Here is a 23194-nt window from a genome sequence, read left to right as displayed (position 1 = left end):
CTGCGCCGGTCTACCTTGTTAAGGGTCAAGGAAAGGGTGGCTTCAGCCCTCCTTGCTGGATTGCCGTCTGCGGAGCAGGCTACGCAGCGCTACGCTGTTGTGCACAAAACCCACGCCGACCCCCAGCAGGGTGTAAATAATCCCCAGCACCAGCAACATCATCACATCGCCCCAGACCTCGTTCAGCGACAGTCCCATCTGGTTTACCCCAGCAACCGCCTTGGTGGCCCAGGTCGAGGGAATACAATAGGAAATCGCCCGCACCCAGCCCGGCATCGCCTGTAACGGCCAGATGGTACCGGAGAGATAGAATATCGGCGTGGTGATAAATGCCAGCGTCAGGTAGATCATTTCAACGCTGCGCAGGCACTCGGTCACCAACTTACCCAACCCCAGTACCGCCAACAGGAACGGGAAGGTCAGCAGCAAAATTTCTGGAATGCCCGCGGTCTGGCGGTAACCCAGCACCCACGGCCACAGGACGAACAGCACGATCGACAGGAATAACCAGATCGGCAACAGTGCCGTCAGCCCGCCCAAATGGGCCGCCAGCGGTGGCTTGCCACCGGGCATGCTCTTCATGGCAATGCTGACACGTACGCAGGCAATCAATAACGAGTGCTGCAACAGCATCACCAGCAGGCCGGGGAAGATAATCGCCGCAAAGCTGATGCCGGGGTTGAACACATCCAGCGTCTGCCCCTGTATGGGCGTCAGGATCACCTGTGCCTGGCGTTCGCTGAAACCACTGCGCAACAATAAGCCATTGTTGTACTGGGAAAGGAGCTGTTGATAGGCCGCCACCACGTCTTGCTGGATCTGCCCATTGGCCAGCCGGTTGGTGGCATCGCCGTAAACCGGCACCACGATATTTTGGCCGCTCAGGATCTTTTTCTCCAGATCCACCGGCATGATGATCACCGCGAACAGCTTACGCCAGCCGAGGTCACTTTTTGCCTGCTCGAGGCTGTCGTAAGTCACGATGGCAATCTTCGAGGTGGCGTCCAGTTGGCGGATCAATTCACGGCTGGCCGTGCTGTGGTCCTGATCGATAACGCCGACCGGCAGATCCCACACCGTTCGGTTGGCATAGACCATGCTCATGACGCACAGCGACAGGATCAGCATCAGCCACATCGGCCGCTCCAGCATGCCCAACAGCACCCGGACGAAGGTTTTCCAGTAGATTTTCATCCTGCGTTCCCTTCTTTCTGCAACCGCGGCAGCAGTCGGTTACGCACCAGCAGCGCGGCCACCAGCGGATAGACAAACAACAACGCGCAAACGCTGAAGATGGCACTGGCCGGTACCTGCCGCAGGAACACGTCAAACATCGCATACAGCGCATGGGTCAAGGGCTCAATATTGGAGATGATGCGTGCCGGTAACGGCATCGACAGTTCCGGTACCGCCATCCCCGAGAAGGTCAGCGCAATACTCACCAGGATGGCGATCAGGCTATAGGCGGTGATGGTGGTGCTGGTAAAGGTATATAACAGCAGGCCAATGCTCTGCGCCGCCATCACGTAGAAGAAAGCGATCATCAGCATGAACAGAGGGTTGCCACTGACGCGGGCATCAAAAATGCCCACCAGTGCGGCAATCTCAACCATCAACAGACTGGTGAAGCACAGGGTGTAGGGTGCCAGTTTACCCAGCAGCGCCAGGCTGAACGGCCGGGCCGTCAGCAGCGATTTACTGCGTGCCAGCACGTAGATCATGCAGGTCACCACAAACAGCTGTAACAAGTGAATGGTGGCGGCAAACTGCTGGTAATAGATGTAGCTGCCGCTGGCATTGAATAAACTGCCGTACGACAGCGTCACGTCCGCCAGCGGCGGCAAGGTTTTCCCCATCTCGGCGGCGATAATGCTGCGGTAGTTGGCGTTAATCTCGGTCATCAGACCGCTGAAATCCTGGGTGGAATACAACCCGGCCCCATAGAACAACGCGTTGTAGTACATCACCACGCTCGGCTGTTTGCCCGCCAGCGCATTGGCTTCGAAATCCGGCGGCACATACAGCAGCGCGTAATCCTGTGCGCTACGCAGACGGTGCAGCGATTCGGCCAACCCGCCGTCATAGAGTTCGACATGGGCATGAGAGCCGGCATCCAGTCTGCGAGTCAGCGACTTGGACAGCGAACTGTGATCGTTATCCACCACCGACACCGGCAGATCGAGCAAGGTGCCTTCGGAAAAGTTGCTGCTGATCAGGCCAAACAGGATCAGCGGAAAAATCCAGCTCAGCCAGTGCACCACCGGGCTGCGGAAGGCAACGCGGCACTCGTTGTCAAACGCGTGGCTGAAGCAGCGCCAACCGGCCCTTACTCTTTCCATAGCCATAAGCTGCTCATCCCTGGACGCAGGCCGTCTACCGGCTGTGACGGATACAGGCGCACTTCAAAGGTTTTCAGATCGAAGTCACCGGTAGCGCGGGTGGCGCGTTTAGTGGCGTAGTCGCCCAGCGGCGCAATGTAACGTACCTCTGCCTCGATCATTTTGTTCTTCAGCGCCGGTACCCGCATCTGGATCTTATCGCCCTTGCGAACATGAGCCAAAATGTCTTCACGCAGGTTAAACACGAAGTAGGCATCCGGAACGCGGATCAGCGTCAGCAACGGGCTGCCGGCATTCAGCAGTTCTCCCACCTCCGCCGGGATCGGCCCCACTTCACCGGCCACCGGGGCTACAACCCGCAGATCATCCGTCTGGGCTTTCACTTGCAGCAGGTTTTCTTCCGCCGCCCGCAGCGCTGCAGCATATTGCTGGCGCAGTTCGATACGGTCGCCGTTAGTGCCTTCGTCCAGATTGGCCTTGGCCGCCTGCACCTGTTGGAATGCGGTATCACGTGCACGGCGCGAGCTATCCAACTCGGACTTCGAAATATAACCTTTGCCGGATACGCTCAGGTTACGGTTGTAGTCATTCTGCGCATTACGGTATTGCGCCTCGGCCTGCGCCAGGTTGGCACGCAGATTACGGATGCTTTCTTCACGCGTACCGTGCAGAGATTGGTCGAGCTGCGCCTTGGCTTCATCGCGTGACGCCTGTGCAGAACGCAGTTGCGCCATCAACTCCGGGCTATCAAGCTGGATCATGACCTGTGCGGCTTTTACGTCGTCACCCCGCTCCACCAGCCGTTCAATCACTCGCCCCTTGGCTTTGGAGGCCACGATCACCTCCGGTGCGTCCACTTCCCCTTGCAATAACAAATCCTGATTATGCGCGCGGAACAAGATCGCCATGGCGACCGCCACCACCATCAACAGTAAGGTAAACAACGTCTTTTTTTTCATTCTCTCAGCTCCCTGAGCGATAAGCGGCGGGTGGAATCATCACGTCCATATTTCAATCGGCTCCCAAAAAAACCATTTTACTCATAAGGATATCACAAGCACATATATCCTCTTTTATAACCATAAATTGGATTATGCTTTTAACACTTAAAGCACATTTGGCTTTGTAGTTTGCAGACTTCTGCAATCGCCCTTTAAGCGATCAACTCTTTGATGGACGATGTCATGACTGAAAAAACGGCGGTACCTGTCTCAGTATTGGATTTATCCCCTATTCCGCAAGGGGCCAAACCGCGCGATGCATTTCACGCCTCTTTAGATCTAGCACAACATGCCGAAAAATGGGGCTTCCAGCGTTATTGGCTGGCAGAACACCACAATATGACCGGCATCGGCAGCGCGGCCACCTCGGTGCTGCTGGGCTATCTGGCCGCCGGTACCCAGAGCATCCGCCTCGGATCCGGTGGCGTGATGCTGCCCAACCATGCGCCCTTGGTGATCGCCGAGCAGTTCGGCACGCTGGAATCGCTTTATCCCGGGCGTATCGATCTGGGTCTGGGCCGCGCTCCCGGAACCGACCAACGCACCATGATGGCGCTGCGTCGTCATCTGTCCGGTGAAGTGGATAATTTCCCACGCGACGTGCAGGAACTGCAGCATTACTTCTGTGATGTCCAACCGGGTCAGCCGGTGCAGGCGGTACCCGGCCAGGGGCTGCACGTGCCGATCTGGCTGTTGGGCTCCAGCCTGTACAGCGCACAGCTGGCGGCACAGCTCGGCCTGCCGTTTGCCTTCGCTTCCCATTTTGCGCCAGAGATGCTGTTCCAGGCATTTAATCTGTATCGCGATAACTTCAAGCCTTCCGAGCAGTGCCAGCAACCGCACGCCATGGTATGTGTCAACGTGGTGGCCGCCGACAGTGACGCTGAAGCGCGCTTCCTGTTTACCTCGATGCAGCAGCAGTTTATCAATCTGCGCCGCGGCTCGCCGGGCCCCTTGCCGGCGCCAGTCGACAATATCCACGCCTTGTGGACCGCCGGGGAACAATACGGGGTCGATCAGGCGCTGCGCATGTCGGTTATCGGCAATGAAGCGACCGTACGTAGCGGGTTGCAGACGCTACTGAATGAAACCGGGGCGGATGAAATCATGGTCAACGGCCAGATCTTTGACCATCAGGCCCGGCTGCATTCGTTTGAGATTGTCGCCGCCGTGAAGGGCGATTTGGTGAAAGGTTAATTAAGCCCGTGGGGGAAAGCACTCCCCCACGCTGACTCTCCCCGTCAGCTCTGTTTTACCGCTTCCCGCTTCTGCTGACGTTCTGCCCGTTGGTACTGCAGTGTCCGGCCCAGCAACACCAGCATCAGGCAAAACTCAGCCAACATCGCCACCAGTACCGCTTTGAGGTAGTTGCCGGGTTCCAGATGCAACATCTGTACTAACAGCGTACCCAGCAGGATCGGCCCCAGCCCTAACGCGGTCTGCTGAACCGTAGTCAACATCGCGCTACCGGAGCCCGCATGCTCAGTCGGCACGTCAGACAACCCAATACGGAAGAAGCTGCTGACGATAAAGGCCTGGCCAAAACCTATCAGCACCGTCGCCGGGATCAGGTTCCAGACTCCCGGCTGCGGCCAGACCAGCTTTAGCGTCAGCATCAGTGCCAACAGGCCTGCTATCTGCATCAGACAGCCAGAGATCAGCGTTCGCATCTCACCGAAGCGCTCCACCACTTTGCTGCTCAGCAGCGATGAGATAAAAAATGCCGCCCCCAGCGCGATAAAGGCATTTCCTGACTGGAACGAACTCAGCCCGGCACCGGCCTGCAGCGTCAGTGCCATCACAAACATAAAGCCGCTCCAACAGGAGAAGAACAGGATGGCGAGCACCAGCCCGAAGCGCACGCTTGGCAAACGCAGTAAGGCAGGCGGTAACAATGGGGAGTTCTGCCGCGGCTCCTGACGCCGTTCAACCTGCCACAGTAACCAGAGCAAGGGAACGCTGGCCACCAACAGCACCAAACACTGCCACGGCCAGTGCCACATCGGTCCCAACGCCAACGGAAACAGCAGGCAGGCAATAGTTAACCCCAGTAACAGGGTGCCGGGCAGATCGAGACTGACTTGTTTCTCCCCACGGGTATTCGGTACCCAACGATAGGCGCAGGCCAGTACCAGCAAACACACCGGGATATTAATCAGAAACACGCTGCGCCAACCAAGTCCACCGATGTTAAAGGTGATCAACAGCCCGCCCAACACCTGGCCCACGATAAACGCCAACCCGCCGATAGCGCCGTACAGCCCCAGCGCCCGGGTGTGTTCACGGCCCCGCAGCCCCACATGAATGGTGGCCAGGATTTGCGGCACGATCAAAGCAGCCCCTATCCCCTGCAACACCCGTGCGAGCAGCAAAAACCAGACAGCGTTAGCTAACCCACACATCAATGAGGCGACGCCAAATATCAGCACGCCCCACAGGAACAGATTGCGCCGCCCCAGATTATCCCCCAGGCGTCCGGCCATCGCCAGACACACGGCAAACGCCACGCCGTATACCGCGACAATCAGTTCCAGCTGCGTCGGGCTGGCGCCCAGCGATTGTGCTATCGAATCCAGCCCGACGTTAACGATGGAAAAGTCGATCGTCGGCAATAATTGCCCCGCCAGTAAAATAATCAATCCCGCGCGGCCTAGCCGGATGGCAGGTGGTGGTGTTTTCATTTTCTCATCCATTGAGTTAATCCCATCAAGTGGCCAGTATCCGCTTCAATTTCAACGGCAGCCAGTGTTTGGTTATGCTGGTATAAACACTACCGGTCTTTGTGGCGAGAGGGATTGTGCAATGAAGGGGGAAAAACGGGGCGGTCGGTGCCGCCCCTGGGTTAGCGCTGGATCAGATAGCGGATGGTCGGTCCGTCCTGCTGGATATCCAGCACCTTATAGCCGTGGTTGCGTGCATCAAGGGGAATGTTGTTGATCGACTGCGGGCAGTCGCTGATCACCTCGAGGATTTCCCCCGGCTTCAACTGCGGCATCGCCTCCAGCGTCGCCACGGCCGGATAAGGGCAAGGCTCGCCCAGCATATCCAACCGGTAATCCGGCACTATCGCCGCTTGTTTCATGACACATTCCTTAAATTAACCACCTGCGCGTCGGGTTTGGCGCGGAAAAAACGTTTCTCCCACCACAGCATGGCGCCAAACGCCACTGCCAGCAGCAGGTAGGTCACCAACAAGCCGCCAATTGGGCCGAAGGTCTCCAGCAGGTTGACCTTATCGTAGTCGGTGGCCAGCGTTGGGGCCAAATCATCCCAGTAATAGGCCAACAGCGTAGCGCCAATGATATTCCCCAACCCTACCCACCAGTAATGCACCTGACCTTCTACCGCGCGGTACATCCAGCCAGTTTCGCAGCCGCCCGCGAGGACGATGCCGAAACCAAACAACAATCCGCCCAGTACCGCATTAGGGCCAGCCCACATGATTTTTGGTGCCACACCCAGTTGCACGTAGCTGAAAATACCAATCGCACTGGCAGCCATACCGAGAATGATCGCTTTCGCCATGTGAGTACGGCCGCTGATCCACAGATCGCGGAACGCCGAGGTGAAGCAAATTTGCGCCCGTTCAATCAGCAGGCCAAAACCAATGCCAAACAACATGGCAATCCCCAGCTTCGGGGCATCAAACAGCGTCCACAGCGACCAGGCGATCGCCAGACAGAAAACCACCATGCCCAGACGGAAACGACGTCGCGCCTGTTCCGGCTTTTGGGTCAGCGGCGCGGCGGCCTTCACTTTCTGCAATTTGATCGGAATGCGGAACATCGGCAGCAGGGTAAATTTGGCACCAAAGTAAGAACCGGCGGCGGTCGCCAGCGCAAAGAACCAGGCGTGCAGCGAGAACTGCGGAATGCCGGTAAAGAAGGCCGCTAGGTTGCAGCCCATCGCCAGGCGTGCCCCAAAACCGGCGATAATCCCCCCCAGCAGCGCCTGCACAATGCGGATGCGGTTCTGCGGCTGGCGCAGCTTGATGTTGTTGGCCCATAGCGCAGCGGCGATACAGCCGGCGAACATGCCGATGATCATTCTGCCGTCGATGCGCTGTAGTGGCGTCCCTTCAAGGCCGATGACCTTGAAGTAACCCCATTGCTCGGGGTGCAGACCGAACCACTGCAAAACGTGGCCGCCCCAGCGGGTAAACTCGCCGGTCACCGCCCAGAAGGCCCCGGTCAAACCGAAGTAGTAGGTAGAAAGGATCCCGGCGGCAATCACCGCAGGTAAAGGTGCCCAAAAGCGCACCAGGTATTGAGACTTAAACTGCTGCCAACTCATGGCATCTCCCGTGCGTAGTATCCATAAAAAAAAACCTTATAAATGATACGCCATTTTCTGCCCATTAACGGCGAATTTCAGGCATAAAAAAACCAGCCCGAAGGCTGGTTTTTAGTCCGATTAACCGTGAACGGCTAAATCAGGCGTTATGCATCACCGAAGCGACGACGTGGTGCAGCCGGAGCGGCGTCATCACGACGTGGGGCACGCTGGCCGTCACGGTTGAAGTTACCGCCACGACGCTCGCCACCGTTGCCGGCAGGTGCAGCAGCACCGCCTTCACGACGATCACCGAAAGAACGACGGCCTGGGTTTGCCCCTTCACGACGTTCGCCGGTGGAAGGACGAGCCCCGCCACGACGCTCACCGTTACCGGCAGGTGCAGGACGCTCACGACGTTCATGCGGCTGTGCATCGCCCAGCAGTTGCATGTTCATCGGCTTGTTCAGGATACGGGTACGGGTGAAATGAGACAGGATCTCGCCCGGCATACCTTTTGGCAGCTCGATAGTGGAGTGGCCGGCAAACAGCTTGATGTTACCAATGTAACGGCTGCTGATGTCGCCTTCGTTAGCGATCGCGCCAACGATATGACGAACTTCAACGCCGTCATCACGGCCCACTTCAATGCGGTACAGCTGCATTTCGCCAACGTCACGACGTTCACGACGTGGACGCTCAGCGCCACCGTCACGGCTGTCTGGACGCGCGTCACGACGACGGTCGCTACCGCGGTCGTCACGGTCGTTGAATTCACGACGCTGACGCGGTTTGAACACAGGATCAGCTGGCAGGATCAGAGGACGTTCGCCCTGTGCCATTTTCAGCAGTGCTGCGGCCAGAGTTTCCATTTCCAGCTCTTCTTCACCCGGCTGCAGTTTAGCCAGCAGGCCGCGGTACATGTCCAGATCGCTGCTTTCCAGCTGTTGCTGTACTTTAGCGGCAAACTTGGCCAGACGACGCTCACCCAGCAGTTCTACATTCGGCAGTTCAACTTCTGGAATGGTCAGCTTCATGGTGCGTTCGATGTTGCGCAGCAGGCGGCGTTCGCGGTTTTCAACGAACAGCAGCGCACGGCCGGCACGACCAGCACGGCCAGTACGGCCGATACGGTGAACGTAAGACTCGGAATCCATAGGGATGTCGTAGTTCACAACCAGGCTGATACGTTCAACGTCCAGGCCACGGGCAGCAACGTCGGTCGCGATCAGGATATCCAGACGACCATCTTTCAGACGCTCCAGTGTCTGCTCACGCAGGGCCTGGTTCATGTCACCGTTCAGTGCGGCGCTGCTGTAACCACTGCGCTCCAGCGCTTCGGCCACTTCCAGGGTCGCGTTTTTGGTACGCACGAAGATAATCGCCGCATCAAAGTCTTCAGCTTCCAGGAAACGTACCAATGCTTCGTTTTTACGCATGCCCTGCACAGTCCAGTAGCTCTGGCTGATGTCCGGACGGGTAGTGACGCTGGATTGAATGCGCACTTCCTGCGGATCTTTCATAAAGCGACGGGTAATGCGACGGATAGCTTCCGGCATGGTTGCAGAGAACAGCGCGGTCTGATGTTCAGCCGGGATCTCCGCCATGATGGTTTCAACGTCTTCGATAAAGCCCATGCGCAGCATTTCGTCGGCTTCATCCAGCACCAGACCGCTCAGGTTAGAGAGGTTCAGAGTGCCACGCTTCAGGTGGTCCAGCAGACGACCTGGGGTACCAACTACAACTTGCGGGCCCTGACGCAGAGCGCGCAGCTGAACGTCATAACGCTGGCCGCCGTACAGGGCCACAACGTTAACGCCATTCATGTGTTTTGCGAAATCGGTCATTGCTTCAGCAACCTGAACCGCCAGTTCGCGGGTCGGTGCCAGCACCAGAATCTGAGGTGATTTCAACTCAGCTTTCAGGTTGTGCAACAGTGGCAGCGAGAATGCTGCAGTTTTACCGCTACCGGTCTGTGCCATGCCCAGCACATCGCGGCCGTTCAACAGGTGAGGAATACACTCAGCCTGGATCGGTGACGGTTTTTCGTAGCCCAGATCGGTCAGGGCAGAAATGATCGGAGCAGACAGCCCCAGGTCAGCAAAAGAGGTTTCAAGCTCAGTAGTCATGTACACGTGCCTCATTAATAATGGCAGCCAGTCTACATAACTCGTCGAGAAAATTTTCAGTCATTTTCATTGAAAAGTGTGAACCGGCTCAAATTAGATTATAAAACGAACAAAAAAGCCCTCGCCCGTTAAGGCGATAACTTTGGCAAAAAACCAATGTATATCAGGCTGATAGTTGTTCGTCAGCTATTGCTGGTCCGATTCCGATAGGTCGTCTTGTTCTTGGCCCAACAGCGCCAATTCCAACAATGCATAGCGGTGCTCAACGAAGTTGTGAACGTTGTTAGCAACCGTCAGTTTGAACAGCGCCGAAGCGGTGTCCTTGTCCCCCAGACTCAGGTAGTGTTTACCCAAATAGAAGTCAGTTTCACTGAGATGCTCAGCGAGCGAAGTGTTATCCGTTGCATCTGCCTTGAGCCTTTCCATCAGCGTTTTTTCACTGATGTTGCCCAGGTAGAATTCGACAATATTCCATCCCCATTGCCCTCGGTTCGCTTTGTCATAACGCTGCTTGAGCGCTACGTCAGCCTTCTTGGGATCGATTTCTCTTTCCACAAGATACAGCCACAACGAACGGAAGGGATCGTTTGGGTCGTCTTGATAAAACGCCTGCAGATCATCCTGCGCCAACGGGAAGCGGCCGCCATAATAAAGAGCGATGCCCCGGTTTAAACGCGCGTAATTGTAAGTTGGATCAAGCTCTAGTACAGAATCAAACGCTTCATAGGCAGCATCAAAATTGCCTGCCTGCGTTAAGTAAATGCCCAGGTAGTTGAAAACTTCTGGCATATCAGGACGTATCGCCAGCGCTTGCGAGAAATCATTGCGCGCCAGTGCACGTAGCCCGAGGCTATCATACAGTACACCGCGCTCATATAAAAGCTGCGCACGCTCATCGTCCGTCAGTGCCCGGCTGGCAAGTATTTGTTCCATGCGCGCCAGGATCACTTCCTGCTGCAGAGTTGGCTGCAACGGGATCGCCAAAACTTCGTCTTTACGCCAATCATGGTTGCTGCATCCTGCCAGCATGAGTGCTGTCGCAACGTAACACCAGCGCAAGAAAGGCTTCATTTCCCACTCCCGAAGACAAACATTGGATGAACATCCTCTCATCCGTTTGCTAATACGCAGGCATCCTACCCGCGCGATACGAACAGCTCCCAACCCCATGGCGGGGAGCTGTAAATCTATCTATACAGTTATTCTGCTTCAGGCGCAGGTGAACCTGCTTCTGGTGCTGTCGCTTCTTTGATGCTCAGACGCACACGGCCCTGACGGTCAACTTCCAGTACCTTAACCGGTACTTCCTGACCCATCTGCAGATAGTCGGTCACTTTCTCAACGCGCTTGTCAGCGATTTGAGAGATGTGTACCAGACCTTCTTTACCGCCGCCGATCGCCACGAATGCGCCGAAATCAACGATACGGGTAACTTTACCCTGGTAAATACGGCCCACTTCGATCTCGGCAGTGATCTCTTCGATGCGGCGGATAGCGAATTTCGCTTTCTCACCGTCGGTAGCAGCGATTTTAACTGTACCATCATCTTCGATTTCGATGGTAGTACCGGTCTCTTCAGTCAACGCACGGATGACAGAACCGCCTTTACCAATCACGTCTTTGATCTTGTCCGGGTTGATTCGGATAGTGTGAATACGTGGTGCAAACTGAGAGATATCGCCACGCGGGGTGCTGATAGCCTGTTCCATCACGCCCAGGATGTGCAGACGCGCGCCCTTGGCCTGGTTCAGTGCAACCTGCATGATTTCGCGGGTGATGCCTTCAATTTTAATGTCCATCTGCAGCGCGGTAATACCGTCACGGCTACCGGCCACTTTGAAGTCCATGTCGCCCAGGTGATCTTCGTCACCCAGAATGTCAGACAGAACAACAAAGTTATCTTGTTCTTTCACCAGGCCCATTGCGATACCGGCAACGGCAGCCTTGATTGGCACACCTGCATCCATCAGCGCCAGAGAAGCACCACAGACGGAAGCCATGGAAGAAGAACCGTTGGATTCGGTGATTTCAGAAACCACACGCACCGTGTACGGGAAATCTTCTGGTTTAGGCATCATAGCCAATACGCCGCGTTTCGCCAGGCGACCGTGACCAATTTCACGACGTTTTGGCGAACCTACCATCCCGGTCTCACCAACGGAGTACGGAGGGAAGTTGTAGTGGAACAGGAAGCTGTCGGTTTTTTCGCCCATCAGCTCATCCAGGTTCTGCGCGTCACGGGCGGTGCCCAATGTTGCGGTAACCAGTGCCTGAGTTTCACCACGGGTGAACAGTGCGGAACCGTGGGTACGCGGCAGCACGCCGGTGCGCACGTCCAGACCACGGATCATGTCTTTTTCACGGCCGTCGATACGCGGCTCGCCACGCAGCACGCGGCTACGAACGACGTTTTTCTCAACGCTACCCAGGATGTCCTGAATTTCAGACGCGTCCAGAGTTTCGTCCTGTGCCAGCAAGGTTTCAACAACGCTGCTCTTGATCGCATTTACCTGAGCATAACGCTCTTGTTTTTCGGTGATGTGATAAGCATCGCCCAGGCGGCCTTCTGCCAGTTCTGCAACGCGCGCGTGCAGCGCTTCGTTGACTGCAGGTGCCTGCCAGTCCCACTTGGCTTTGCCAGCTTCGGCAACCAGGGAGTTAATGTTCTCGATAACGATTTGCTGTTGCTCGTGGCCAAAGACCACCGCGCCCAGCATCTGATCTTCGCTCAGAACGTCAGCTTCGGATTCAACCATCAGTACTGCGCCAGCGGTACCGGCAACCACCAGATCCAGGCTGCTTTCTTTCAGCTCGTCGCTGGTTGGGTTCAACACGTATTGATTGTTGATGTAACCCACGCGGGCAGAACCGATTGGGCCATTGAACGGAATACCGGACAGGCTCAGGGCTGCAGAGGCGCCGATCATCGCAACGATGTCCGGGTTAACCTGCGGGTTAAGAGAAACTACGGTCGCGATAACCTGAACTTCGTTCAGGAAGCTGTCCGGGAACAGTGGACGGATCGGACGGTCAATCAGACGGGAGGTCAGAGTTTCACCTTCGCTCGGACGGCCTTCACGACGGAAGAAGCTACCCGGGATACGACCAGCAGCGTAAGTACGCTCCTGATAGTTAACCGTCAGTGGGAAGAAGCTCTGGCCTGGTTTGGCTTTTTTCTGGCCAACTACGGTAACGAATACGGCGGTGTCATCCATGCTCACCATAACGGCGGCAGTGGCCTGACGAGCCATCATACCGGTCTCAATAGTGAGGGTATGCTGGCCATACTGGAATTTGCGAATGATCGGTGTCAGCAAAATTATATCCTTAGATTAGGCGCGCAATCGTATTGACGACTCGACACGCCAGTGACTCGGTTTGCCTTCTCACTACATCCTCGCGACTAATGACAATCCTTATCTCAAGCCTGAGACAAAGCCTCTCATTAGCCGCGCGAACCTCTGTAACGGAAGATCCTGTTTGGAAACATCAGTAATACATTAACCTGATTTGCTTATGCTTCCTAGAAGAAAGGGGCCAAAATAGGCCCCTTTCCACTGAAACTCGCTTGATTAGCGACGCAGACCCAGACGCTCGATCAGGCTGGTGTAACGTGCTACATCTTTACGCTTCAGGTAGTCCAGCAGCTTACGACGCTGAGAAACCATACGCAGCAGACCACGACGGCTGTGGTGATCTTTTTTGTGCTCTGAGAAGTGGCCTTGCAGATGGTTGATCTGCGCAGTCAACAGGGCAACCTGAACTTCGGAAGAACCGCTGTCGTTAGTACCACGACCGAAATCAGCTACGATTTTAGCTTTAGCTTCAACACTTAGAGACATTGTCATACTCCAGATTATAGATAATAAATACAGGCGCCGATCTCTAATTCAGCAACCCAATGCATAAGCTGCGCCATTCTACTCTTAGCGCAGTGCGATCGCAAGACAGTGCGTTTTCTGCCCTTAGTCGAAATATTCGACTACCAGGCGGCGCGGCGCCACACGACCGTCATCGGCAATATCACCCACGCCGATAAATTTACGCTCTTCACCTTCGGTGATACGCACCATGCCCGAGGCCGGTGCGCCGGCAACCTGAACCGGTTGCCCCTGCTTCACGTAACCCGCGACAACGGGCAGCAAATTCACTTCCGGGTAGTTCTCTACCGGGCTGTCCATCGGCATCAACAGCGGATCGAGCAGCTCGGCCGGGGCGACATCCTGCCGGTGGGCCTGCTCCAGCAATTCATTCAACTGCTCCAGCGTGACCATGCGCTCAGTTGGGTAGGTCGCCACCTGCAGGCGACGCAGGTAGATCACGTGCGCACCGCAACCCAGCAACTCACCGAGGTCATCGGTGATGGTGCGGATGTAAGTCCCTTTCGAACAGTGAATTTCCAGCTCCAGCTCATCCCCTTCCCAGCGAATAAACTGCAGTTCGTAAACGGTAATGCTGCGCGCTTCACGCGGTACTTCGATACCCTGGCGAGCATACTCATAGAGTTTCTTGCCCTGGTACTTCAGCGCCGAATACATCGAAGGCACTTGCTTGATATCGCCACGGAAACTGTCCAGCGCCACATCGAGCTGCGCCTGGGTGAAATTCACCGGCCGCTCCTGCACTATCTGACCGTCAGCATCCGAGGTATCGGTACGCTGGCCAAGACGGGCAATCACACGATAGCGTTTGTCGGAATCAAGCAGGAACTGTGAAAACTTGGTCGCCTCACCGAGGCAAATCGGCAGCATGCCGGTCGCCAGCGGGTCGAGCGCGCCGGTGTGGCCCGCGCGATTGGCGTTATAGAGGCGTTTTACTTTTTGCAGGGCGTCGTTGGACGACAGCCCCTGCGGTTTGTCCAGCAACAGGACACCGTGGATATCACGGCCGCGGCGACGAGGGCGACTCATTAAGCCTCCTCGTCATCGCCTGATGCGGAACGGCGTTCGGCGTCATTCTTCACTACGTTGGTCACCAGGTTGGACATGCGCATGCCTTCAACCAGAGAGTTGTCGTAAGCGAAGGTCAGCTCAGGCACTACGCGCAGACGCATGGCTTTACCCAGCAGCGTGCGGATGTAACCTGAAGCGTCTTCCAGAGCTTTAATGCCTTTAGGCACCAGATCCGGATCGGCGTTTTCGGTCAACACGTTCAGGAAGGTGACGTAAACTTTGGCGTAGGCCAAATCACGGGAAACTTCTACACCAGAAACGGTAGCCATGCCGACACGCGGGTCTTTGACTTCACGTTGCAAAATGATAGCAATCTCTTTTTGCATCTCTTGTGCCACGCGCTGACCGCGGCTGAATTCTTTTGCCATTTTGTGGATTCTCCAGACAAATCGGGGGGCACAAGGCCCCCCAGAACAGACTTAAGCAGATGTGCTAGCGTTAAGCGATGGTGCGTTGGATCTCGATGATTTCGAATACTTCGATCATGTCGCCGACGCGCACGTCGTTGTAGTTCTTAACACCGATACCACATTCCATGCCGTTACGGACTTCGTTAACGTCATCTTTGAAGCGGCGCAGGGATTCCAGCTCGCCTTCATAGATAACCACGTTGTCGCGCAGAACGCGGATTGGGTTGTGACGTTTGATATTACCTTCGGTAACCATACAACCTGCAATGGCACCAAATTTAGGCGATTTGAACACGTCACGCACGGCGGCCAGGCCGATAATCTGCTGCTTGTATTCAGGCGCCAACATACCGCTCATCGCCTGCTTCACTTCGTCGATCAGGTTATAGATCACGGAGTAGTAACGCAGATCCAGGCTTTCTGCTTCAATCACGCGGCGCGCAGAAGCGTCGGCACGAACGTTGAAGCCCAGGATGATGGCGTTGGAAGCCGCTGCCAGCGTGGCGTCGGTTTCGGTGATACCACCTACGCCAGAGCCAACAATCTTCACTTTCACTTCGTCAGTAGAGAGTTTCAGCAGTGATTCGCAAATCGCTTCACAAGAACCCTGTACGTCGGATTTCAGTACGATGTTCAGCTCAGAAACTTCACCGTCGGTCATGTTCGCAAACATGTTTTCCAGTTTGGATTTCTGCTGACGCGCCAGTTTAACTTCGCGGAACTTGCCTTGACGGTACAGCGCAACTTCACGCGCTTTCTTCTCGTCACGCACGACAGTCACTTCATCACCGGCAGCAGGAACGCTGGACAAGCCCAGGATCTCAACCGGAATAGAAGGACCTGCAGAGGTCACTTCGTGACCCAGTTCGTCACGCATCGCACGCACACGGCCGTATTCGAAGCCACACAGAACGATATCGCCTTTATTCAGCGTACCTTCCTGTACCAGCACGGTAGCAACCGGGCCACGACCTTTATCCAGGAAGGATTCGATAACTACGCCGCTGGCCATGCCGCTGCGTACCGCTTTCAGTTCGAGAACTTCAGAACGCAACAGGATAGCTTCCAGCAGTTCGTCGATACCGGTACCGGCTTTCGCAGATACGTGAACGAACTGTGCTTCGCCGCCCCACTCTTCCGGCATAACACCGTACTGGGACAGTTCCTGCTTAACGCGGTCCGGATCGGCTTCTGGCTTGTCAATTTTGTTTACTGCAACGACCAAAGGTACCTTCGCCGCTTGCGCATGCTGGATAGCTTCGATGGTTTGTGGCATAACGCCGTCGTCGGCAGCAACAACCAGAACAACGATGTCTGTCGCCTGAGCACCACGAGCACGCATTGAAGTAAAGGCTGCGTGGCCTGGGGTGTCCAGGAAGGTGATCATGCCATTTTCGGTTTCTACGTGGTAAGCACCGATATGCTGGGTAATACCACCGGCCTCGCCTGCTGCCACCTTGGTGGAGCGGATGTAGTCCAGCAGAGAAGTTTTACCGTGGTCAACGTGGCCCATGATGGTCACAACTGGCGCACGTGGCTCAGCCGCAGCACCGGTATCACGGTCGCTCATCAGCGCTTCTTCCAGCTCGTTCTCACGACGCAGGATAACTTTGTGGCCCATATCTTCAGCAACCAGCTGCGCGGTTTCCTGATCGATAACCTGGTTGATGGTGGCCATTGCGCCCATCTTCATCATCGCTTTGATGACCTGGGAGCCTTTAACCGCCATCTTGTTAGCCAGTTCGGCTACGGTGATGGTTTCGCCGATCACAACGTCACGGTTAACCACCTGAGCCGGCTTGTTGAAGCCTTGCTGCAGAGTGCTTGGCTTACGCTTGCCTTTACCACCACGGGTCACGGCACGCGCTTCTTCACGGTCTGCTTTAGACTCGGAAAGTTTGTTGCCTTTCTTCTGCTTGGTCGCTTTACCGCCACGAGTGCGGGCGCGGCGTTCGCCTTCAACTTTAGCGTCGTTTTCGTCTTCGGCAGCACGGGCGTGCTGGGAAGTGGTTACATGATAATCGGCAGTTTCAACCGCTGCGCTGGCTTTCTCAGCAGCAGCCCATTCTTCGCCTTTCTCTTCGGCCATGCGGCGCGCTTCTTCCGCTACGCGTTTGGCGTCTTCTTCAACCTTGCGCCCAACTTCCTCTTCCGCTTTACGTTTCAGTTCTGCGGCTTCGGCTTCACGGCGTGCTTTTTCTGCCTGTGCTGGCTTGGTCATTTCGTCGGTATGTTGATTCGTCACTTTTTCTTTTTCCGCTGAATTACGCTTAGCGATCTCCGCGGCCTCACGTTTGGCTTGCTGTTCGGCTGCGCGCTTTGCTTCTGCTTCGCGTTTCGCCAGCTCTTCTGCTGCGCGCTGTGCCTGCTCTTCCGCTTCACGCTGTGCCTGCTCTGCCGCTTCAGCCTGTTGGGCTTCTGGCGTATCGCGATTTACATAAGTGCGTTTCTTGCGGACCTCAATTTGCACCGATTTACTTTTACCGCCGGTGCTCGGAATATTCAAGGTGCTGCGCGTTTTGCGCTGCAATGTAAGCTTACCCGGCGCGCTACCGTGTTCACGGTTCAAGTGCGCCAGTAAGGCTTCTTTCTCATGTTGGGTTACAGAGTCGCTCTCCGACTTGTTAATCCCTGCATCAGCAAACTGCTGTACCAGGCGATCAACTGGAGTTTGGATCTCTGCTGCCAGCGATTTTACGGTTACATCTGTCGTCATGCTGTTCCTTCCTGCTACAGTTTATTACGCGTTGTCGCCAAACCAACAGATATTACGTGCGGCCATAATCAGCTCGCCGGCTTGCTCATCGCTAAGCCCTTCAATATCAGCCAGATCGTCAACACCCTGCTCGGCAAGATCTTCCAGCGTACAAACCCCACGCGCGGCCAGTTTAAAGGCCATGCTGCGCTCAAGACCCGACAGGTTGAGCAAATCGTCAGCAGGTTTTTGGTCGCCCAGGCTTTCTTCTTGTGCCAGGGCCAGCGTGGTCAATGCAGCTTTGGCGCGATCGCGCAACGCTTCAACCATATCTTCATCCAGACCGTCGATTTCCAGCAGCTCTTTGATTGGCACGTAAGCCAACTCTTCCAGAGTAGAGAAGCCTTCTTCAACCAGTACGGTGGCGAAATCTTCGTCAATATCAAGATGTTTGGTGAAGGTATCAATGGCGGCATGAGCTTCGGCCTGGTGCTTGGCCTGCAGATCGTCCGCCGTCATCACGTTCAGTTCCCAACGGTCATCGTCACGATGTTGTTTTAACAGCTGGGATGCCAAACGCACGTTTTGGCCATTACGGCCGATCGCCTGTGCCAGATTGCTGGCTTCAACGGCGATATCCATGGTGCAATTATCTTCATCAACCACGATCGAGGCAACATCTGCCGGCGCCATGGCGTTGATGACGAACTGCGCAGGGTTATCATCCCACAGGATGATGTCGATACGTTCGCCGCCGAGCTCGCTCGAAACAGCCTGAACGCGCGCACCGCGCATACCGACACAAGCGCCGACTGGGTCGATGCGCTTGTCGTTGGTTTTCACTGCAATTTTTGCACGGGAGCCGGGATCGCGGGCTGCCGCTTTAATTTCAATCACTTCTTCGCCGATTTCCGGTACTTCGATGCGGAACAGTTCTTTCAGCATCTCGGCGCTGGAGCGGCTGACAAACAGCTGCGCACCACGGGCTTCAGGACGAACGGCGTACAGGATACCGCGGATGCGGTCGCCAGGACGGAAGTTTTCGCGTGGCAGCATGTCTTCACGGCCAATGACCGCTTCGGCGTTGCTACCCAGGTCCAGCGCAATGCTGTCACGGTTAACTTTCTTCACCACGCCGGTGACGATTTCACCTTCGTGCTGACGGAATGCGTCAACCACCATCGCGCGCTCGGCTTCACGTACTTTCTGTACGATAACCTGTTTCGCGGTTTGAGTGGTGATACGGTCGAAGGTGACAGATTCAATCTGATCTTCGATGTAACCGCCCAGTTCCATGCCTGGCTCTTCATACTGTGCAGCTTCCAGCGTGATTTCACGCGTTGGCTGAGTCACTTCATCTACAGCAACCCAACGGCGGAAGGTATCGAAATCACCCGTTTTGCGGTCAATGCTGACGCGAACTTCGATTTCCTGCTCGTATTTTTTCTTGGTGGCGGTGGCTAATGCGGTTTCCAGCGCTTCGAAAATCTTCTCACGCGGAAGGGATTTTTCATTGGAAACAGCTTCAACAACAGCCAGAATCTCTTTATTCATCCTAGTTGCCTCATCCAAACTTTAAAAGTGGGGTACCAGGTTCGCTTTCTGGATGTTGCTCAGCGCGAACACTTCATCTTTCCCTTCCACAGTAACCGTGATCATCTCGCCATCGACAGACTTGATAATGCCCTGCCATTTGCGACGGTTCTGTACGGCCATGCGCAGGACCAAGCTGACTTCGTCACCGAGGAAACGAGTATAGTGCTCGGCGGTGAACATCGGGCGATCAAGGCCAGGAGAGGAGACTTCCAAGTTGTAAGCGACTGTGATTGGCTCTTCGACGTCCAATACAGCGCTGACCTGGTGGCTGACATCAGCACAATCGTCAACATTGATGCCGTTTTCACTATCAATATAGATACGGAGCGTCGATTGGCGCGCACGAATAAATTCGATGCCTACAAGTTCAAAGCCCAACGCTTCTACCGGTGCCGAAAGCATCTCTGTTAATTTTTGCTCTAATGTGGACAAGCCCACCCCCAAGACATAAAAAAAGGGCCTAATAGCCCAGTGATTCTGTTGCCAAATAACAAAAAACCCCGAAAATTCGGGGCTTTATGCAACTGGACCCTGTTTGCCGCTAAGCGGCTTCGGTGCAACTTTCTAACAAGTGTCATTTTCAAATGTTGATCGAGAAAAGCGGAATTCAATCGAAAAGTGTATTTGAAAATAAACACTTAAAGGAAAGTGGTTGCGGGGGCCGGATTTGAACCGACGACCTTCGGGTTATGAGCCCGACGAGCTACCAGGCTGCTCCACCCCGCGTCCGAAAACGTGGCAAATATTACGCCGATAATCGCAAAATAGCAAGTTATCTCTGGGATTTGGTACCGAGGATGGGACTCGAACCCACAAGCCCGTTAGGGCACTACCACCTCAAGGTAGCGTGTCTACCAATTCCACCACCTCGGTACTGATTCTTACTGCTAACGGCTGTTATTTATATCGAGGTAACAACAACCGTTTTCAAACTCTGTTACTGCCTGGCGCTTACTGCGGGATATCGCTGCTCGGCTTGGTTGGTGCTGCCGGCGCGGTAGTCTGCTCAGATTTCACTGGCTGACCCAGATTTTCCCACTCGCTGCCTTTCTTGGTCTGGTTGGTGCTAAGGTTGCCCAGGATCAGACTGATGACGAAGAACAACGTCGCCAGCACAGCCGTCATGCGGGTCATGAAGTTGCCGGAACCACTCGAACCGAACAGCGTGCCAGACGCACCTGCTCCGAATGAGGCTCCCATATCAGCGCCTTTACCTTGCTGCAGCATAATCAGAGCTACCAGCCCGATTGAGATCAGCAGGAAAATTACCAGAAGAGCTTCGTACATAGTTGTACCCGTATCCTTGCGGCTTCACCGCGTGCCAAATGCTTCACACCCCATAGGCTTCTTTTCTAAAAAGAAGTCGCAGGCGTTATATCAAACTGCCCACTGAAGCGGGTGTGAATACTAACCAAAGGCGCTAAACCACGCAAGGGCAATTTGCAGCCACCGGCGCGTTTGCGGAAAAAAACACCAATAAAATTCGCAGTCTGTGATTTTCGGGGGCAACCACCGCCCCCGGACTCATCAGCGTTCAATTAACCCGCAGATTTCACGGCATCAGCGATACGATGCGCCAGCGCAGTCACCTGCTGCTCGTCTTCACCTTCCACCATCACGCGGATAAGGGGTTCGGTACCAGATTTGCGCAGCAGAACGCGACCGCGACCGGCCAGTTCCACTTCAACCTGCTCGGTAATTTTACGCACTTCTTCGGATTCCAGCGGGTTGTGCTCGCCGACAAAGCGCACGTTGACCAGAATTTGCGGCAGCAATTTCATGCCGCTGCACAGATCGTGCAGACTCATACTGTTACGAACAATCGCGGTCAGCACCTGCAGGCCGGCGACGATGCCGTCACCCGTGGTGGTTTTGTCCAGCAGGATCACGTGGCCGGAGTTTTCCGCACCGATACGCCACCCCAGTTCCTGCAGCTTCTCCAGTACGTAGCGGTCACCGACTTTCGCGCGTGCAAAGGGAATGCCCAACTGCTTGAGTGCCAGCTCCAGCCCCATGTTGCTCATCAGCGTACCGACCGCACCGCCGCGTAACTGGCCCTGACGCAGTCCTTCACGGGCAATGATATACAGGATTTGGTCGCCGTCGACCTTGTTGCCAAGGTGATCAACCATCATCACGCGGTCGCCGTCACCGTCAAATGCCAGGCCGACATGGGCTTTTTCCTGCAGCACACGCTCCTGCAGTTGACGAACGTCGGTCGCTCCGCATTTTTCATTGATATTCATGCCATCCGGCTCAACGCCGATGGCAATCACCGTGGCACCCAACTCGCGCAGCACGCTTGGCGCAATGTGATAGGTTGCGCCATTGGCGCAGTCCACCACGATTTTCAGGCCTTTCAGGCTCAGTTCGCTCGGGAAGGTACCTTTACAGAATTCGATGTAGCGGCCGGCAGCGTCGATGATCCGGCTGGCCTTGCCCAATTCTGAGGATTCCACGCAGGTCAGCGGTTTTTCCATTTCGGCTTCAATAGCTTCTTCAACATGGTCCGGCAACTTGGCCCCATCAATCGAGAAGAACTTAATGCCGTTGTCATAAAACGGGTTATGCGATGCGGAGATCACAATACCGGCTTCAGCACGGAAGGTACGCGTCAGATACGCTACCGCCGGCGTCGGCATCGGGCCGGTGAACGAGGCAGACAGCCCCGCTGCGGCAAGCCCGGCTTCCAGCGCCGACTCCAGCATATAGCCGGAGATTCGGGTATCTTTACCGATAATAATTTTACGAGATCCGTGACGTGCCAGTACCTTACCCGCCGCCCAGCCAAGCTTCAGAACAAACTCAGGGGTAATAGGACTATCACCGACCTTGCCACGAATGCCGTCGGTACCAAAATATTTGCGCTCGCTCATGTCTCTATCATCCCTTAGCTGAAAGTGTTGCCTCGACGACACGCATCGCCTCGACGGTTTCTTTAACGTCATGCACTCTGACAATCTGCGCGCCCTGCATGGCGGCGATCACCGCACAGGCCACGCTGCCGATGACCCGCTGCTCAGGGGGCACGTTAAGTAGTTGCCCAATCATCGACTTACGCGACATTCCCACCAACAACGGCAGGCCGAAGTGATGAAACTCGGACAATCTGGCCAGAAGCTGATAATTGTGCGCTAAATTCTTACCGAAACCGAATCCTGGGTCGAGCAGCAATTTCTGATTTGTAATCCCGGCGGCGTTACAGCGTTCAATATGCCGTTGGAAAAAGGCGTTTACGTCACCAATAAGGTCGTCATAGTGCGGCGCCTGCTGCATGGTTCGCGGTTCACCCTGCATATGCATCAGGCATACCGGTAGCCCAGTTTCTGCGGCTGCGGCCAGCGCACCCGGCTCCTGCAACGAGCGAACGTCGTTAATCAAATGCGCCCCCGCCAGGGCCGATTCACGGATCACCCCGGCTTTTGAGGTATCCACCGAGATAAAGACTTCAAAACGACGGGCTATCGCTTCCACCACGGGCACTACGCGTGCGATCTCTTCTTCTTCACTGACCTCTGCTGCTCCCGGTCTGGTCGACTCGCCACCCACATCAATCATGGTCGCACCGGCCGAAATCAGTGCATGGGCATGCAACAACGCCTGATTTAGCGAGTTGTGTTGGCCGCCGTCAGAAAAAGAATCCGGGGTTACGTTGAGGATCCCCATCACCCGTGGATGGGAAAGATCGAAAGTCGTGTCTCGCACGGTTAACTGCATTACTAATCCACCTTACTGTTGCCTGGTTCACTGCCCGCCGGACAATAAAAAACCCCGGCATGCCGGGGTTCGATGTTATTACA

The 23194-nt window shown here is 55.4% G+C and carries 20 protein-coding genes and 2 tRNA genes; 1 reads left to right on the top strand and 21 read right to left on the bottom strand.

Features of this window, described 5'->3' with window-relative positions:
* Positions 1 to 42: 42 nt before the first annotated feature.
* From BEI65_RS18190 to BEI65_RS18180, 3 genes are read right to left on the bottom strand one after another with little or no spacing between them, the layout of a single operon-like run.
* Positions 43 to 1194: an ABC transporter permease gene (locus BEI65_RS18190; protein ID WP_099064505.1), complete on the bottom strand. Its 1152-nt coding sequence runs from the start codon at positions 1192 to 1194 to the stop codon at positions 43 to 45.
* Positions 1191 to 2345, bottom strand: coding sequence for an ABC transporter permease (locus tag BEI65_RS18185; RefSeq protein ID WP_099064504.1), 1155 nt, complete (start codon positions 2343 to 2345; stop codon positions 1191 to 1193). The genes BEI65_RS18190 and BEI65_RS18185 overlap by 4 nt, the downstream gene beginning before the upstream one ends.
* The gene (locus BEI65_RS18180; protein WP_099064503.1) at positions 2327 to 3298 is read right to left on the bottom strand and encodes an HlyD family secretion protein; all 972 of its coding nucleotides are present in this window, start codon (positions 3296 to 3298) and stop codon (positions 2327 to 2329) included. The genes BEI65_RS18185 and BEI65_RS18180 overlap by 19 nt, the downstream gene beginning before the upstream one ends.
* 225 nt (positions 3299 to 3523) lie before the next feature.
* Between BEI65_RS18180 and BEI65_RS18175 the strand changes: the two genes are divergently transcribed.
* Positions 3524 to 4537 carry a luciferase-like monooxygenase gene (locus tag BEI65_RS18175; protein ID WP_170925090.1) on the top strand — a complete coding sequence of 338 codons (1014 nt, stop codon included), beginning with the start codon at positions 3524 to 3526 and terminating at the stop codon, positions 4535 to 4537.
* A gap of 44 nt (positions 4538 to 4581) precedes the next feature.
* Here the strand turns inward: BEI65_RS18175 and BEI65_RS18170 are convergent, their stop codons facing one another.
* The 18 genes from BEI65_RS18170 to folP all read right to left on the bottom strand — a co-directional run bounded on the left by BEI65_RS18170 (position 4582) and on the right by folP (position 23111).
* Complete coding sequence (locus BEI65_RS18170) at positions 4582 to 6021, bottom strand: MFS transporter (RefSeq protein ID WP_099064533.1); 1440 nt, start codon at positions 6019 to 6021, stop codon at positions 4582 to 4584.
* 161 nt (positions 6022 to 6182) lie between these two features.
* Positions 6183 to 6422 carry a sulfurtransferase-like selenium metabolism protein YedF gene (gene yedF / locus BEI65_RS18165; protein ID WP_004952879.1) on the bottom strand — a complete coding sequence of 80 codons (240 nt, stop codon included), beginning with the start codon at positions 6420 to 6422 and terminating at the stop codon, positions 6183 to 6185.
* On the bottom strand, positions 6419 to 7633 hold the full coding sequence (gene yedE, locus BEI65_RS18160) for a selenium metabolism membrane protein YedE/FdhT (protein ID WP_099064502.1): 1215 nt from the start codon (positions 7631 to 7633) through the stop codon (positions 6419 to 6421). Before yedE ends, yedF begins: the two co-directional genes overlap by 4 nt.
* 146 nt (positions 7634 to 7779) lie before the next feature.
* Positions 7780 to 9741: a DEAD/DEAH family ATP-dependent RNA helicase gene (locus tag BEI65_RS18155; protein WP_099064501.1), complete on the bottom strand. Its 1962-nt coding sequence runs from the start codon at positions 9739 to 9741 to the stop codon at positions 7780 to 7782.
* Positions 9731 to 9805, bottom strand: a complete 75-nt coding sequence (gene yrbN / locus BEI65_RS27410; RefSeq protein WP_223499600.1) for a protein YrbN — start codon at positions 9803 to 9805, stop codon at positions 9731 to 9733. The genes BEI65_RS18155 and yrbN overlap by 11 nt, the downstream gene beginning before the upstream one ends.
* A gap of 122 nt (positions 9806 to 9927) precedes the next feature.
* Positions 9928 to 10812, bottom strand: a complete 885-nt coding sequence (nlpI, locus tag BEI65_RS18145) for a lipoprotein NlpI (RefSeq protein WP_099064500.1) — start codon at positions 10810 to 10812, stop codon at positions 9928 to 9930.
* 128 nt (positions 10813 to 10940) lie between these two features.
* Positions 10941 to 13058, bottom strand: coding sequence for a polyribonucleotide nucleotidyltransferase (pnp, locus tag BEI65_RS18140; RefSeq protein WP_085119483.1), 2118 nt, complete (start codon positions 13056 to 13058; stop codon positions 10941 to 10943).
* A 255-nt stretch (positions 13059 to 13313) separates the two neighbouring features.
* On the bottom strand, positions 13314 to 13583 hold the full coding sequence (gene rpsO, locus BEI65_RS18135; protein WP_012004950.1) for a 30S ribosomal protein S15: 270 nt from the start codon (positions 13581 to 13583) through the stop codon (positions 13314 to 13316).
* Between the two features lie 123 nt (positions 13584 to 13706).
* On the bottom strand, positions 13707 to 14651 hold the full coding sequence (gene truB / locus BEI65_RS18130) for a tRNA pseudouridine(55) synthase TruB (RefSeq protein ID WP_099064499.1): 945 nt from the start codon (positions 14649 to 14651) through the stop codon (positions 13707 to 13709).
* The gene (gene rbfA, locus BEI65_RS18125; RefSeq protein WP_085119479.1) at positions 14651 to 15061 is read right to left on the bottom strand and encodes a 30S ribosome-binding factor RbfA; all 411 of its coding nucleotides are present in this window, start codon (positions 15059 to 15061) and stop codon (positions 14651 to 14653) included. Before rbfA ends, truB begins: the two co-directional genes overlap by 1 nt.
* Positions 15062 to 15131: 70 nt before the next feature.
* Positions 15132 to 17819, bottom strand: a complete 2688-nt coding sequence (infB, locus tag BEI65_RS18120; protein WP_099064498.1) for a translation initiation factor IF-2 — start codon at positions 17817 to 17819, stop codon at positions 15132 to 15134.
* A gap of 24 nt (positions 17820 to 17843) precedes the next feature.
* The gene (gene nusA, locus BEI65_RS18115; RefSeq protein WP_085119476.1) at positions 17844 to 19352 is read right to left on the bottom strand and encodes a transcription termination factor NusA; all 1509 of its coding nucleotides are present in this window, start codon (positions 19350 to 19352) and stop codon (positions 17844 to 17846) included.
* Positions 19353 to 19373: 21 nt separating this feature from the next.
* Positions 19374 to 19826 carry a ribosome maturation factor RimP gene (rimP, locus tag BEI65_RS18110; RefSeq protein ID WP_071827073.1) on the bottom strand — a complete coding sequence of 151 codons (453 nt, stop codon included), beginning with the start codon at positions 19824 to 19826 and terminating at the stop codon, positions 19374 to 19376.
* A 217-nt stretch (positions 19827 to 20043) separates the two neighbouring features.
* A tRNA-Met gene (locus BEI65_RS18105) sits at positions 20044 to 20120 on the bottom strand.
* Between the two features lie 60 nt (positions 20121 to 20180).
* Positions 20181 to 20267 (bottom strand) — tRNA-Leu (locus BEI65_RS18100).
* Positions 20268 to 20345: 78 nt separating this feature from the next.
* Entirely contained in the window at positions 20346 to 20681 is a 336-nt protein-coding gene (secG, locus tag BEI65_RS18095; RefSeq protein WP_012004944.1) for a preprotein translocase subunit SecG, read from the bottom strand.
* A 251-nt stretch (positions 20682 to 20932) separates the two neighbouring features.
* A complete protein-coding gene (gene glmM / locus BEI65_RS18090; protein WP_085119475.1) occupies positions 20933 to 22270 on the bottom strand; it encodes a phosphoglucosamine mutase in 1338 nt (445 codons plus the stop codon).
* Positions 22271 to 22277: 7 nt separating this feature from the next.
* Positions 22278 to 23111 carry a dihydropteroate synthase gene (gene folP, locus BEI65_RS18085; RefSeq protein ID WP_099064497.1) on the bottom strand — a complete coding sequence of 278 codons (834 nt, stop codon included), beginning with the start codon at positions 23109 to 23111 and terminating at the stop codon, positions 22278 to 22280.
* Positions 23112 to 23194: the final 83 nt, after the last annotated feature.

The organism is Serratia sp. BW106, assembly GCF_002607755.1.
Lineage (GTDB): Bacteria > Pseudomonadota > Gammaproteobacteria > Enterobacterales > Enterobacteriaceae > Serratia > Serratia proteamaculans.
Note: the sequence above shows the minus strand (reverse complement) of the source record. Positions and strands in the feature narration are given on the sequence as shown.

Bases quoted from the DNA above. Each gene is read 5' to 3' on its own strand.
- BEI65_RS18190 (WP_099064505.1), bottom strand. From the start codon at position 1,194: ATGAAAATCTACTGGAAAACCTTCGTCCGGGTGCTGTTGGGCATGCTG.
- BEI65_RS18185 (WP_099064504.1), bottom strand. From the start codon at position 2,345: ATGGCTATGGAAAGAGTAAGGGCCGGTTGGCGCTGCTTCAGCCACGCG.
- BEI65_RS18180 (WP_099064503.1), bottom strand. From the start codon at position 3,298: ATGAAAAAAAAGACGTTGTTTACCTTACTGTTGATGGTGGTGGCGGTC.
- BEI65_RS18175 (WP_170925090.1), top strand. From the start codon at position 3,524: ATGACTGAAAAAACGGCGGTACCTGTCTCAGTATTGGATTTATCCCCT.
- BEI65_RS18170 (WP_099064533.1), bottom strand. From the start codon at position 6,021: ATGAAAACACCACCACCTGCCATCCGGCTAGGCCGCGCGGGATTGATT.
- yedF (WP_004952879.1), bottom strand. From the start codon at position 6,422: ATGAAACAAGCGGCGATAGTGCCGGATTACCGGTTGGATATGCTGGGC.
- yedE (WP_099064502.1), bottom strand. From the start codon at position 7,633: ATGAGTTGGCAGCAGTTTAAGTCTCAATACCTGGTGCGCTTTTGGGCA.
- BEI65_RS18155 (WP_099064501.1), bottom strand. From the start codon at position 9,741: ATGACTACTGAGCTTGAAACCTCTTTTGCTGACCTGGGGCTGTCTGCT.
- nlpI (WP_099064500.1), bottom strand. From the start codon at position 10,812: ATGAAGCCTTTCTTGCGCTGGTGTTACGTTGCGACAGCACTCATGCTG.
- rpsO (WP_012004950.1), bottom strand. From the start codon at position 13,583: ATGTCTCTAAGTGTTGAAGCTAAAGCTAAAATCGTAGCTGATTTCGGT.
- truB (WP_099064499.1), bottom strand. From the start codon at position 14,651: ATGAGTCGCCCTCGTCGCCGCGGCCGTGATATCCACGGTGTCCTGTTG.
- rbfA (WP_085119479.1), bottom strand. From the start codon at position 15,061: ATGGCAAAAGAATTCAGCCGCGGTCAGCGCGTGGCACAAGAGATGCAA.
- infB (WP_099064498.1), bottom strand. From the start codon at position 17,819: ATGACGACAGATGTAACCGTAAAATCGCTGGCAGCAGAGATCCAAACT.
- nusA (WP_085119476.1), bottom strand. From the start codon at position 19,352: ATGAATAAAGAGATTCTGGCTGTTGTTGAAGCTGTTTCCAATGAAAAA.
- secG (WP_012004944.1), bottom strand. From the start codon at position 20,681: ATGTACGAAGCTCTTCTGGTAATTTTCCTGCTGATCTCAATCGGGCTG.
- glmM (WP_085119475.1), bottom strand. From the start codon at position 22,270: ATGAGCGAGCGCAAATATTTTGGTACCGACGGCATTCGTGGCAAGGTC.
- folP (WP_099064497.1), bottom strand. From the start codon at position 23,111: ATGCAGTTAACCGTGCGAGACACGACTTTCGATCTTTCCCATCCACGG.